Origin of the sequence: Marinobacter oulmenensis (assembly GCF_014201735.1) — a bacterium.
Lineage (GTDB): Bacteria > Pseudomonadota > Gammaproteobacteria > Pseudomonadales > Oleiphilaceae > Marinobacter > Marinobacter oulmenensis.
In genome coordinates this window covers 177,445-190,044 of the sequence record NZ_JACHFE010000003.1, presented here as the reverse complement: position 1 = coordinate 190,044, position 12,600 = coordinate 177,445, and the positions used below count along the sequence as shown (strand labels likewise).

The 12,600-nt window shown below is 60.9% G+C and carries 12 protein-coding genes; 5 read left to right on the top strand and 7 right to left on the bottom strand.

Annotation, left to right across the window (positions count from 1 at the left end):
- Nucleotides 1-73: 73 nt before the first annotated feature.
- The 4 genes from nirB to HNR38_RS07115 all read left to right on the top strand — a co-directional run bounded on the left by nirB (nucleotide 74) and on the right by HNR38_RS07115 (nucleotide 4,794).
- Nucleotides 74-2,581, top strand: coding sequence for a nitrite reductase large subunit NirB (gene nirB, locus HNR38_RS07130; protein WP_183701309.1), 2,508 nt, complete (start codon nucleotides 74-76; stop codon nucleotides 2,579-2,581).
- A gap of 70 nt (nucleotides 2,582-2,651) precedes the next feature.
- A complete protein-coding gene (gene nirD, locus HNR38_RS07125; protein WP_183701306.1) occupies nucleotides 2,652-3,020 on the top strand; it encodes a nitrite reductase small subunit NirD in 369 nt (122 codons plus the stop codon).
- A gap of 116 nt (nucleotides 3,021-3,136) precedes the next feature.
- Nucleotides 3,137-3,469 carry a tRNA-binding protein gene (locus tag HNR38_RS07120; RefSeq protein ID WP_183701303.1) on the top strand — a complete coding sequence of 111 codons (333 nt, stop codon included), beginning with the start codon at nucleotides 3,137-3,139 and terminating at the stop codon, nucleotides 3,467-3,469.
- A gap of 71 nt (nucleotides 3,470-3,540) precedes the next feature.
- On the top strand, nucleotides 3,541-4,794 hold the full coding sequence (locus tag HNR38_RS07115; protein ID WP_183701299.1) for an MFS transporter: 1,254 nt from the start codon (nucleotides 3,541-3,543) through the stop codon (nucleotides 4,792-4,794).
- On the opposite strand, the gene HNR38_RS07110 is transcribed toward HNR38_RS07115, so the two are convergent.
- The 7 genes from HNR38_RS07110 to HNR38_RS07080 all read right to left on the bottom strand — a co-directional run bounded on the left by HNR38_RS07110 (nucleotide 4,791) and on the right by HNR38_RS07080 (nucleotide 11,664).
- Nucleotides 4,791-5,903, bottom strand: coding sequence for a GGDEF domain-containing protein (locus tag HNR38_RS07110; RefSeq protein ID WP_183701296.1), 1,113 nt, complete (start codon nucleotides 5,901-5,903; stop codon nucleotides 4,791-4,793). The two genes, HNR38_RS07115 and HNR38_RS07110, sit on opposite strands and share 4 nt — an antisense overlap.
- Nucleotides 5,904-6,133: 230 nt before the next feature.
- Nucleotides 6,134-7,534, bottom strand: a complete 1,401-nt coding sequence (locus tag HNR38_RS07105; RefSeq protein WP_183701294.1) for an FAD-dependent oxidoreductase — start codon at nucleotides 7,532-7,534, stop codon at nucleotides 6,134-6,136.
- Between the two features lie 3 nt (nucleotides 7,535-7,537).
- Nucleotides 7,538-8,473: a polysaccharide deacetylase family protein gene (locus HNR38_RS07100; RefSeq protein WP_183701291.1), complete on the bottom strand. Its 936-nt coding sequence runs from the start codon at nucleotides 8,471-8,473 to the stop codon at nucleotides 7,538-7,540.
- The gene (locus tag HNR38_RS07095) at nucleotides 8,470-9,414 is read right to left on the bottom strand and encodes a polysaccharide deacetylase family protein (RefSeq protein WP_183701288.1); all 945 of its coding nucleotides are present in this window, start codon (nucleotides 9,412-9,414) and stop codon (nucleotides 8,470-8,472) included. The genes HNR38_RS07100 and HNR38_RS07095 overlap by 4 nt, the downstream gene beginning before the upstream one ends.
- A 14-nt stretch (nucleotides 9,415-9,428) precedes the next feature.
- Nucleotides 9,429-10,106, bottom strand: a complete 678-nt coding sequence (locus tag HNR38_RS07090; RefSeq protein ID WP_183701285.1) for an isochorismatase family protein — start codon at nucleotides 10,104-10,106, stop codon at nucleotides 9,429-9,431.
- A 32-nt stretch (nucleotides 10,107-10,138) separates the two neighbouring features.
- A complete protein-coding gene (locus HNR38_RS07085; RefSeq protein WP_183701282.1) occupies nucleotides 10,139-11,035 on the bottom strand; it encodes an isocitrate lyase/PEP mutase family protein in 897 nt (298 codons plus the stop codon).
- A 68-nt stretch (nucleotides 11,036-11,103) separates the two neighbouring features.
- Nucleotides 11,104-11,664 (bottom strand): tautomerase family protein, encoded by a 561-nt coding sequence (locus HNR38_RS07080; protein ID WP_183701279.1) that lies wholly within the window; start codon nucleotides 11,662-11,664, stop codon nucleotides 11,104-11,106.
- 137 nt (nucleotides 11,665-11,801) lie between these two features.
- Here HNR38_RS07080 and HNR38_RS07075 point away from each other — a divergent pair, with 137 nt between their 5' ends.
- Nucleotides 11,802-12,593, top strand: a complete 792-nt coding sequence (locus tag HNR38_RS07075; RefSeq protein WP_183701276.1) for a GntR family transcriptional regulator — start codon at nucleotides 11,802-11,804, stop codon at nucleotides 12,591-12,593.
- Nucleotides 12,594-12,600 lie beyond the last annotated feature (7 nt).

Genomic DNA, 12,600 nt, shown 5'->3' with positions numbered 1-12,600 from the left:
CCGGACCATCCTTCCCTCGGGGAGTGATGCTCCGGCTTTTTTTGTTTGTGCCAGAAAACCGGAGGACAGATCCATGAGCAAGAAAACCCTGATCGTGATTGGCAATGGCATGGTGGGCCACCATTTTCTGGAACAGTTCGTTGCCAGCCCGGCCGCCGAGGATTTCCGCGTGGTGGTGTTCGGTGAAGAGAAGCAGCTGGCCTATGACCGGGTGCACCTGTCGGAATATTTCAGTGGTTCCAGCCATGCCGACCTGGCCATGGGCACGGCGGACTGGTACACCGAGAACCGTATCGAACTGCGGCTGAACGAGGCGGTCACCCGTATTGATCGGGAAGGCCGCAAGGTAACGACCGATCGGGGTGATTACGCCTACGACGAGCTGGTACTGGCCACCGGCTCCTACCCGTTTGTGCCGCCCATCGAGGGGCGTGAGCACCCCCACTGTTTTGTCTACCGGACCCTGGAAGATCTGGATGCCATTCGCGCCAGTGCCCGGGATGGGAAGTCCGGTGTTGTGATTGGTGGCGGTCTGCTGGGCCTGGAAGCGGCCAACGCTCTCAAGAGTCTGGGGCTGCAGGCCCATGTGGTGGAATTTGCTCCACGCCTGATGCCCGTGCAACTGGATGCCGAAGGCGGTTCCCTGTTACGCCACAAGATTGAGGAACTGGGCGTTCAGGTACACACCGACAAGGCGACGACCGCCATCGTTGAAGGCCAGGATGCCCGTTTGCGGATGAACTTCAGTGACGACAGTCACCTGGATACCGATCTGATCGTTTTCTCCGCCGGTATCCGGCCCCAGGATACGCTGGCCCGCGCCTGTGGCCTTGAGATTGGTGAACGTGGTGGCATTGTGATCGACGACCACTGCACCACCTCCGACCGCCACATCCATGCCATCGGCGAATGCGCGTTGTGGGATCAACGGATCTTTGGCCTGGTGGCCCCCGGCTACACCATGGCCCGCACCTTGTCCTCGGTTCTGAATAACGACGAGGAAGCGGTCTTCACCGGCGCGGACATGAGCACCAAGTTGAAACTTCTGGGCGTGGACGTGGGCGCCATTGGCGATGCCCATGGCCAGGCCCCGGGTGCCCGCAGCATCCGTTTCAATGACGAACAGGCCGGGCATTACCGCCGAATGGTCATCAGCGAGGATGGCAAGCGCCTGCTGGGTGCGATTCTGGTGGGTGACAACAGCCACTACGACACCCTGCTGCAATACGCCCTCAATGAGATCACCCTGCCAGGCAACCCGGAAACCCTGATCCTGCCGGAAAGCCAGGGCGGCGCGCCGGCCCTGGGGCCGGACGCCCTGCCGGAGACGGCGTCGATCTGTTCCTGCCACAACGTCACCAAGGGCGACATCTGCGGTGCCATCGATGCCGGTTGTTCGGACCTGGCCAGCGTCAAGGTCGAAACCAAGGCCAGTACCGGTTGTGGTGGCTGTTCCGCGCTGCTCAAGAACGTGGTGGACAGCGAGCTGGAAAAACGCGGGGTGGAGGTGAGCAAGGATATCTGCGAACACTTTCCGTATAGCCGCCAGGACCTGTTTCACCTGGTCAAGGTTAATGGCATTCGCACGTTCCGCACGCTGATCAGTCAGTACGGCAAGGGCCACGGCTGCGACATCTGCAAGCCGACGGTGGCATCCATTCTGGCCACCTGCTGGAACGAACATATCCTGACCACAGATCACGTGCCGTTGCAGGACACCAACGACACCTTCATGGCCAACATGCAGAAGAACGGCACCTATTCCATCGTGCCCCGTGTGCCGGGCGGCGAGATCACCCCGGACAAACTGATTGTGCTGGGGGAAGTGGCCCGGGAGTATGACCTGTACACCAAGATCACCGGCGGCCAGCGGGTGGATCTGTTTGGTGCCACCCTGAGCCAGTTGCCGGAGATCTGGGAAAAGCTCATCGCCGCCGGCTTTGAAACCGGCCACGCTTACGGCAAGTCCCTGCGCACGGTGAAGTCCTGTGTCGGTAATACCTGGTGCCGCTACGGTGTTCAGGACAGCGTGGGCATGGCGATCTTCCTGGAGAACCGCTACAAGGGCCTGCGCGCACCCCACAAGATCAAGATGGCCGTTTCCGGTTGTACCCGCGAATGCGCCGAAGCCCAGAGCAAGGATATTGGCGTGATTGCCACCGAGAATGGCTGGAACCTGTACGTCTGCGGTAACGGCGGCATGCGCCCGCGCCACGCTGACCTGTTCGCCACCGATCTGTCTGACGACGGACTGATCCGCACCATCGACCGGGTACTCATGCTGTACGTGCGCACGGCGGACCGCCTGCAACGCACCAGTGTGTGGATGGAAAACCTGGAAGGCGGACTGGACTACCTCAAGGAAGTGGTGCTGGAGGACAGTCTGGGCATGGGCGCCGAGCTGGAGGCGCACATGGCCGACATTGTCAGCACCTACCAGTGCGAATGGAAAACCGCCGTGGAGGACCCCGAGAAACGCAAGCGCTTCCGGGAGTTCGTCAATGAGCCTGAGAAGAAAGACCCGGTACAGCAGTGGACCGTGGAGCGGGATCAGCGCCGGCCGGTTCTGGAGTCTGCCTAGCCTTGGAACTTTGAGTTGGAGCAAGGTGGTAACGCCTGTAAAAAAACAGATTGAGATCAGGAGAAACATCATGAAAGCACCAACCCGTTGGGACGCCGTTTGCACCGTGGATGACCTGGTGCCGGAATCCGGCATCGCCGTGTGGACCGAGGACGGGCCGGTGGCGGTGTTCTATTTGCCGCACCGGCTGCCCGCGCTGTTTGCCATCAGCCATCACGATCCGATCAGTGGCGCGAACGTGCTGGCCCGGGGCATTACCGGGGATCTGAAGGGCGAACCGGTTGTGGCCTCGCCGCTTTACAAGCAGCACTTCAGCCTGCGCACGGGGCGTTGCCTTGAAGATGAGTCGGTCCAGGTCAAACGTTATCCGGTTTTGCTGGACGGGGGCCGGGTGCGTCTGGAGGTTCCCTGCGAACAACGACAGACCTCTGCCGCCTGATGCGGGCAAAAGGCCACTTCCGCCGAAAACCGCAACAGCCCCGCCGGAATCTGAAAGCCGGCTGTGTGATCCCGCGATAGCCTTGCGTCTGAACCAGAAACGGGAGGCGAAACCGCATGATTCGTTGGGAAGATTTCGAAAAGGTGGAGATCCGGGTGGGCACCATCCATGAGGTCATGGCGTTTCCAGAAGCCAGAAAGCCGGCCTACAAGCTGATGGTGTATTTCGGCCCGGAGATAGGGATGCGTAAATCCAGTGCCCAGATCACCGATCTCTACAGCCAGGAGCAACTGGTCGGGAAGCAGGTGCTGGCGGTGACCAATTTCCCGCCGAAACAGATTGGCCCGTTTTTGTCCGAATGTCTGGTGACGGGGGTTCAGACCCAGAGCGGAGCAGTCACCCTGGTTGGGCCGGATAGCCCGGTGGAAGACGGAACCCGCCTGTTCTGAGAGCGGCCTGAAAACCGGTCTGGTCCGTTTTATGCAGCATCCGACAGGGACTTGTTTCCGGAGAATCCCTCATGCGAGCTCTGTCGGTACTGGCACCCATCCGTTCCATTCTTATCAGTGTGGCCCTGCTGCTGTTGGGCAATGGCCTGATCAATACGCTGCTGGCCTTGCGGGGCACGGCGGAGGGGATTTCCACGCCCTTCCTCGGGCTGATCATGTCCAGCTATTTCGCCGGCTTCATCTGTGGCTCCTGGGCTGGGCGTCATCTGATCCGGCGCATGCGCCATATTCGAACATTTGCCTTCTGCGCTGCCATTTGTGCAAGCGCCGCACTGCTGCACCTGGTCTTCATTGACCCCTGGGTCTGGGTCCTGCTCCGGTTTGTCTATGGCCTGGCCTACATCACCCTGATTACGGTGATTGAAAGCTGGCTGAACAGTCAGTCTGCTGCCTCGGAGCGTGGCCGGATCTTTGCCATCTACATGGCGATCAACCTGGGGGCTCTGGCGCTGGCGCAGCAGATTCTGAGGATCGGCAGTACTGAGGGAGCCGTCCTGTTTGTGGTGGTGACGGTGCTCATCTGTTGGGCCCTGCTGCCTATCACTCTGACCAGCAAACCGGAACCGGTGGTGCCGGAGCGGGCCTGGGCCAACCTGCGGGAACTGGCCCGGCATACACCGCTGCCGATCGTGACGGCCTTGCTGTCGGGGCTGGCCATGGGCGCTTTCTGGGGCATGGCCCCGGTCTATGTGGTGAAACTGGGTTTTGATAATGCCGGTGTCGCCATGGTCATGAGCCTGACCATCATCGGTGGTGCGGTTTTCCAGATACCGGTGGGGCGTTTTTCCGACCGTCATGACCGGGCCCGGGTGTTGAACTGGATTCTGGTGCTGGCAGCGGTTAGTGCCGCTGCCATGCCCTTTGCGAGCTATCCGCCGGCATTGATGGCGCTGTTCTTTGTCTGGGGCGGGCTGGCTTTTACCCTGTATCCGCTGGCGGTGGCGCAGCTGGTGGACCAGTTGCCGCCCGAAGAGATCATCTCAGGTTCTGCAGCCATGCTGATGCTCCACGGGGCCGGCTGCGCCATTGCCCCGGTGCTTGCCGGGACCCTGATGGGGGTGCTGGGCAACCATGCGCTGCCTGGCTATATTGCCCTGACTCTGGTCGGGCTGGCGGGCTATACCCTGTACCGGCGCCGCCACGTCAGTGATCTGACCACCGGAGCCGCGCATTTTGAGCCCTTGATGCAGGCCGGGCCGGAGTCGCTGGATATGGCCTTCAGTGAGTTTGAGCCGGAGGAAGAGCCGGCCCGGGCGCCGGCCTAGACGATAGCCCCCTCGGCTGGTGCCACTACGTAGCGGTCCCGGCCCCCGTCCTTGGCAGCATAGAGCGCTTCGTCGGCACGCTGGAGCAGGCGGGTACGGTCTTCATCCTGATCCCCCAGCACCGCGATGCCGATACTGGTGGTAAAGCTGACCTGCTCACCGGTCGGGACCTTGAGGCTGGTTTTATGGCAGCCGGCGCGTACGGCATCAGCCACCCGGCTGGCCTCTGCTTCGCCCATGCCGGGCAGCACCATCAGGAATTCCTCACCGCCAAAACGGCCGGCCAGGTCCACTTTGCGTTTGGCGTTTTCCTTGAGAATGCGGGCAAACTGTTTCAGCACCAGGTCGCCGGCAGCATGGCCATGGTTGTCGTTGAAACTCTTGAACTTGTCCAGATCGAACAGCAATACCGACAGCGGTTGACCACCTTCCAGGGATTCACTGATATCGCTGTCCAACTGCTCCATCACCTGGCGCCGGTTGGCCAGGCCGGTGAGCGGGTCGCGGGTGGCCTGGCGGTGCATGACCAGCAACATGCTAAGCTGATTGACCGAGGCCCAGCCGGCAATGCAGCCAAGCAGCGCCAGCAGCCAGAGATCATTCAGGCCACTGACCAGCCCGAACTTGCCGTTCCAGAGCTGGGACACGAGTTCAACCAGAATGACAAAGGCGGCGAAGCCCAGGACCTCCAGTATGGTCAGGGGGAAGATTGCCAGCATGGTGATGATCATGAAGGGGAAGAACGCGTAGCCCGCCAGTTCGGATTCAAACCCGGCATGGATGAGCACCCAGTTGCTCCAGGTCTGGAACACGGTCAGTACCAGTACCAGCAACAGCAGACGGATGAGTGACGCCTCGATCCGGTAGGGGTGGCTGAACCACAGGGCGAGCACCAGGCAACAGGCACTGGCGGTGATCCGGCCGTAGGCGATGGTGCTGCTGATGCCTTCAGGCAAAAGCAACCAGTCCACTGCGATCCAGGCTGTCTGAAGCACCACGAGAATCCAGGCAATGGTGCGCACCCGGGAGAACAGGCTGTAACTTCGTGTATGGTTGAAATAGCGCGAGTGTCGGCCCGCTCTTAACAGGTCATTCATAAATTCAAACATGCATCGTCCCAGTTGATGTCAGCCTCAGAATGCGAAAGACAGTCCCAAACCGTGGATCATGGGACAGTTTGGATGGGTAATTGTTTTAAGCCGCATAAGATGGCAGAAGAATGCCCGGACCGCCAGCAGGAAGTGCCGTTGCCAGTGATGGGGTTGATCGTGATCAGTTTGGAAGAGGGGGATCCCGAGCCGGGCGGGTCAGGATCCCTTGAACAAAGCAGGGTGATGGGTCACGCGCACTGATTGGCAGCCGCGCGGCCAGCCAGAGCGCCCATGACCACAGCACTTAACAGTCCGTTTCCGGACATATAGCCACTGTTACCGGCCCCCGAAACGCCCCGGGCGGCACCGCCACCGGCATACAGATTCGGGAAGGGCTGGCTGTCACGGTCCAGTACCCGGCCGTCGGTTGTCACTTCCAGACCGCCCTGGGTGTGGAAGAGCGCACCGGTCACCCGTATCGCGTAGTAGGGCGCTGACAGTGCCAGCTCCGGCGCGAACCGTCGTCCGAACCGGTCGGCTTCGCCGGTTTCCTGCAGGGCCTGAATTTCACGGAAGGTGTCCCGGACTGCCTCAGGCGGCAGGTCCAGCCCGTCGGCCAGTGCGTCCAGTGTTTCGAAGGTTTTGACCGCACCGGTACTCTCGGCGTTGCGATAGTCCTCGAACTGCAGGCACTGGGCGTGAATCCGGCCATCGAACACGTTGAAGGCAATGCCTTCGGGTTGCCCCAGAACCCTGGCGGCCTGCTCCGAATAGCCCCCATGCTCATTTGAGAACCGGCGCCCCTCGAGATTCAGCTGAATGCCGCCCTGCATCATCACGGCCCAGGAGATCAGGGTCTGGTGGGGCCAGGCGAGGGAGCCGTGGCCCTGATAGGCGGCCATGTCTTTCAGGCTGGCGTCCAGGGACTGGCCCCAGAGTACGGCCTCGCCCTGATTGCCTTCGTGGCCGTAGTAGAGCGCGCTGGCCATCTCCGGGACGTGTTCTGCAATCAGGTCCGGATTGCCGCCGTAGCCATTGCAGGCCAGTATCAGGGCGTCGCAACCGAGCTGCTCGGTGGAACCGTCCGGCCGTTGGTAGGACACGCCGCGAATCCGGCGTTCTTGGTCCGCATGCAGGGTGGTCACCTTCGCTTCGGTCAGCACTGGCAGGCCCGCGCTCTCGGCCGCGTTCAGCAGGCAGGCCATGAGTTCTTCGCCGGTCCGCCGAGGCGTGCAGTGCATCCGCATCTGGCTATGGCCCGGGTACAGAAAGCCCTGAACCAGTTCGAAGGGTATACCGTGTTCATCGGCCAGCCATTCGATCACTTCGGCGGAGGCGCCGGCCAGAGCGGCCACGATGTCCGGGTCGGCCTGTCGCTCATTCTTGGTCAGGATGTCGTTGGCCATGATGGCCGGAGAGTCTGCAATGCCGAGCGCTCTCTGGAAGCGTGTGCCGGCCGCCGGCACGAACCCGGAGGACATGAAGGTGCTGCCCCGGGGTGTGCTGTCACGTTCCAGCACCACCGCCTCCACGCCCCGGGAGAGCGCGGCAAGGCCTGCGACCAGGCCGCAGGCGCCGCCACCGACAATGACCAGTGGTATGGTCAGCTCATACTCAATGTCTGCGCCGTCGAGGGAAACCATGGCCATGGCTCAGTTTCCCTTGCCGGACTGGGCGTTGAAGGCATCGACGATGTCGCCGGCTGTTGCCTGCCAGATCTCGCTGTGACCGGTGATGTACTCCAGCACCGCTTCCAGGCTGGCGATCCGGTGCGGCTGTCCGATCATCCAGGGGTGGATGTTCAGTGCCAGCATGCGGCCGCCCTGGTTGCGGGCTTCATTGAGGAGAAAGTCGAAGGCATCCTTGACCTGCTCCACCCAGGCATCCTCGGAGTGCAGGTTCTGGCCGATCACGAACTGGTCCTCGATCTCGGTGGTCAGGGGCATCATGGTCAGCGGACCATGGTCGGTACGAAAACCGTAGGGCATGTCATCATTCACCCAGTCGCAACAGTACTCGATGCCGTTCTCTGTCAGCAGATCCGGCGTGTTCCAGCTTTCGTTCTTGGCGGGGCTGAGCCAGCCGCGCACGGGGCTGTCCACCAGGCTGCGCAGGGTGTCCACCGAGCGCTGAACCAGTTCCGCTTCCTCGTCCCGGTCCTGCCCGCCGTAGTGCAGGTGATCCATGTTCCAGCCGTGGCAGATAAATTCCCCGCCGGTGGCCTGCAACTGGTCCAGCAGGTAGGGCGTGTCTTTGGCCAGTTGGCTGTTGATGGCAAAGGTGGGCCGGATGCCATAACGCTCAAACGCTTTCAGGCACCGGTAGATGCCCACCCGGTTGCCGTAGTCACGCAGGGTGAAGTGGCGCAGGTCCGGGTAGGGCATGGTCATGCCGTTGGGAACCTTGAACGGTTTGCCCTGCTGGTTCAACGGGTAGAACTGCAGGGACGTGTTGATCCAGACTGCCAGTTGCTTGTCGCCGGGCCAGCTCACGGCCGGCCGGTCAGCCAGCATGCTCCACTCGTACCGGTCGTGGTCGTGGCCATAGCCGCGCTTCGGGTATTCCAGGTAGTCTTTGTCGAGGCTCATTGAACACCTCCGTTCTTGCGCTTGATGTCCTCGAGCGCGGCATCATAGGAATGAGTCAGATAGTGCTCGGCAATCTCCCGGCCGGTAGCCAGCCAGACATCGCTGTGGCCGGTGATGTACTCCAGCGCCTCCTCGAACGCCTTCATGCGGTGGGGGCAGCTCACCTGATAGTTGTGGGTCGGAATACACATGACGGTGCCGGATTCCTTACCCTCTTCGTACAGACGGTCGAAATGCCGCTTGAGCATGGTGCCGTAGTGGCGGGGTTCGACCTTGTTGACGGCGTAGACAATGGTGTCGTTCATCTCCAGTGAGTAGGGCACCGAGATGAAACGTTTGCCGTTACGCACGCGCACGGGCGTGGGCTGGTCATCATGGAACAGGTCGCAGGTATAGAAACCGGCGTCGTCACCAAACAGATCACTGCCGGCTTCGGCGAACAGGTCCAGCGTCCGTTCGGAATGGGACAGGGCCGGGGCCAGATAGCCGGCACATTTCTGGCCGCTGTGCCGGTAGATGGTCTCGATGGAGTCCCGGATCATCTCCATTTCCTGTTCTTCGCTCAGGCCGTAGGTGTAGCGGGTGTTGTAAATGCCATGGCTGAACAGTTCCCAGCCACGCTCGCAGACCCTATCGATGATCTCCGGATGGTGCTCGCACAGTGCCACAGACAGCGAAACAGAGCCGCGGATTCCGTACTTGTCGAGCAGGTCCATCTGGCGCCGGTGACCCACCCGGTTGCCATAGTCACGGATGGTGTAGCCCGGCAGCGCCGGGCTCGGCTGCGGCCAGGCCTTGCGGTGAGGGTTGGCTGGCGGATCCAGTTCGTAGAACTCGATGTTCGGGGCCACCCACAGCGCCACCCGGGCACCGTTCGGCCACTCGATCTTCGGCCGGTTGTGGTACGGCCAGTAGTCATATACGCCGAGACTCTCTTTCATCTCTGGTGCCCCCTTCAGTCCTGCTTGGCGATCTGGTCATCCAGCCAGTCAAATACGCTCTGAACCTTCATGACATCCGCGTACTTGAGGTGCAGGTCGGTCAGGTTGGCGAAGTGATAGCTTTCGTGTTTGTCGGCCACGCATTCTTCGGGAACGATGGTGCGATACCCCCGGGAAAGGCTCTCGACAGCGGTCGCCCGGATGCAGCCCGATGTGGAGCCGCCAGTGACAATCACGGTGTCGACCTGATGCCAGACCAGCAGCGACTGCAGCGGGGTTTCAAAGAAGGCTGAGGGCATGCGCTTGGTGTACACCACGTCCCGGGCGTAATCGATCTCGGCCCGCTCATCGAACGCTGCCCGGTCAGAGCCGTACTTGATGTTCTGAAGGGAGTCCGGAGTATCGGTCCGGGTGCCCCAGACGCCAGCATCCTCTGCCGAATCCAGGAAGGCGACGTGAGTCCAGACCACGGGCCAGCCAAGCTCGCGGAACCGTTTGGCCAGCTCGTTGGTGTATTCCAGCTGGCGGGGATCGGTCTCGTAGGCGGTCTTGTACAGGTCGGTCCGGGTGTAGGCCTTCTGGGGGTCTACATTGACCAGTACCGCTTTTTTGCCGAAGCCGAACGGAACCCGCTGGGGATTCTCCATCACCTCGTGGAAGATCTGCTTGGCAGTTTTGTCAGTGGTAATCATCGTGCGTCTCCTGAAATGGGGTTGTGTGCGCTCTAGCGTGAACGGTCTTCGTACTGCTGGCCCATTTCCAGCAGTGACTGGGTGCCGAGATAATCGTTCAGCTGCTTGAAGTCCAGCATACGGTCACGGAAGTTGTCGGTGGTACCGTCGGTTTTCAGTGTATTGAAAAACTGAGAGGCCATGTGAGTAAACGCGCGAACCAGGGCGCCCGGGAAAATCACCATGGAGAAACCCAGCTCGTTCAGGGTTTGGGCGTCCTGTAGCGGTGTGTCACCACCCTCGACCATGTTGGCCATGACAGGCACCTTGCCCCGGAACCGGCTCATGACCTTTTCCACCTGTTCCGCCGAGCGAATGCCTTCCACGAACAGGACATCCGCCCCGGCTTCATAATAGGACTGGGCCCGCTCCAGTGCCTTGTCGACACCTTCGGTGGCAATCGCATCGGTGCGCCCGATGATCAGGGTCTGGTCGCTGTGGCGGGCATCCAGGGCGGCTTTGATCTTGCCGACCATCTCGCCCTGGCTGACCAGGCTCTTGCCGCGCAGGTGGCCGCAGCGTTTCGGGTAGGTCTGGTCCTCGAGCTGAATGGCGTTGGCACCGGAGCGCTCCAGCAGGCGGACACTGCGCATAACATTCAGTGCGTTACCAAAACCGGTATCGCAGTCGACCACGATATTGATGTCGGAGCGCTCACGGATGTGGGCGAGGGAATCGTTGACTTCGGTCAGGCTCATCAGCCCGATATCGGGACGCCCGAGTTTGGTGTAGGCCAGGCTGGCCCCGGACAGATAGGCCGTGTCGAATCCGGCCTGTTCTGCCAGGGACGCGCTCAGCGCATCATAGATGCCGGGCGCCACAACGATGTCCGGGCCGGACAGACGGTCTTTGAATGTCTTTGACGCCATATCACTGGCTGACTTGGTCATAAATTCCATGCTCACTTTTAACAGTAGGTGAAACCACCGGCTTATCAGGCTTGGTGGCTATCGGTTGTTTAAGAAGAGGCGGCTATCGCCAGATCGTTCCAGACGTCCTGGCGAACCAGGCGGTCTGCGTGCATCACGAAGCGATCAATAAAACGTACGCCTTCGAATTCGGTGCCATCCGGCCATTCGCCCCGCAGGGTGCCCAGCACAAAAACCGTGATGTCATCCATGCCGTAGGCAACATCCACGGTGCTGATGGTCTTTTGTACGTACCGGTACCGGCCTTTTGACCAGGCCACCAGTTGTTCCAGTGACCCGAGTTCGCCGCTGCCGGGAAATGTCATCACAAAATCGTCGGCGAGATGCTTCCGGGCGGTGTCCAGATCCCGATTTTCCATCGCTGTCAGGTAGTCAAGGACAATTGACTCCGGCGCCCCCATCTCCTGCCCCGGTGTGCGCGATTCGCCCCCTCGGCTATAGCAGTCCGGGTCAAACTCATGCAGCCAGACCGTGATCGCTTCCGGTTTGGCCTGGGTGATACCGGCCAGAACCGAGGTCAGCGCCCGGGACAGACGGTTCTTTAGCTGGCCGCTATAGCCGGATAGCAGGTTGACCTGTAACATCGGCATGTTTCAGTCCTCTTTGACATTGAAGACAGGTGAGCCGCCTTGGTATGACCGCTTACTTGTACTATTAATAATACATTTATATGTGCCATACCGATGCGCTGTCAAGTAATGGCCATCGGTGCTGCGAGGGAGTCATCATGGCAACACAGCTTCAGAGGAACGGGCCTGGCGGTACCAAGTCCCACCAGCTTTTTCTCCTGCTTAAGGATGCAATTACCAGCGGCCGGATGGCCCCTGGCACCAAGCTGTCGGGTGAACTGAAGCTTGCCGAAGAGCACCGGGTCAGCCGGGTGACGGTGCGCAGGGCGCTGGAAGCACTGATGGAAGAAGGGCTCATCATGCGCAAGCCGGGCGTGGGGACTCTGGTCTGTGAGCGCCCCGTGGGTGCCACGGTGATGACGGCGAGTGTGTCGAACCTTTTGCCCAACATCGTCAAGATGGGGGAGAGTTCCCGCGTCCGCCTGCTGGAATTTGGCTATGGCTATCCCCAGGATGGGGTAAGAGAGCGACTGCGCCTGGAAGAGGGAGAGCGGACCCAGCTTTCCGTCCGGGTTCGTCTGGCCGAGGACAAGCCCTTCTCCTACCTGACAACGCATGTGCCGGAGCGAATCGCACTCTCCTACAACGAAGAGGATCTCGGTAGCACGCCCCTGTATTCCCTGCTTGAGCGCAGTGGTGTCCGGCTTGATCATGCCGCCCAGACCATTTCCGCTACCCTGGCAACGAAAGACGTGGCGGAGGCGCTCGATGTGGCGGTCGGGTCCCCCCTGATTTCTCTGACCCGTGTGGTTTACGACGTCGATGGTCGGGGCGTTGAACACCTGCACGCGCTCTATCGTCCGGACCGTTACCGGATCGAGATTGATCTGTGCCGTGCCGGTGATGCCGATGATCGTTACTGGCAGCCCCTGGCGCCTGAAAGCCAGTAGCAGACGC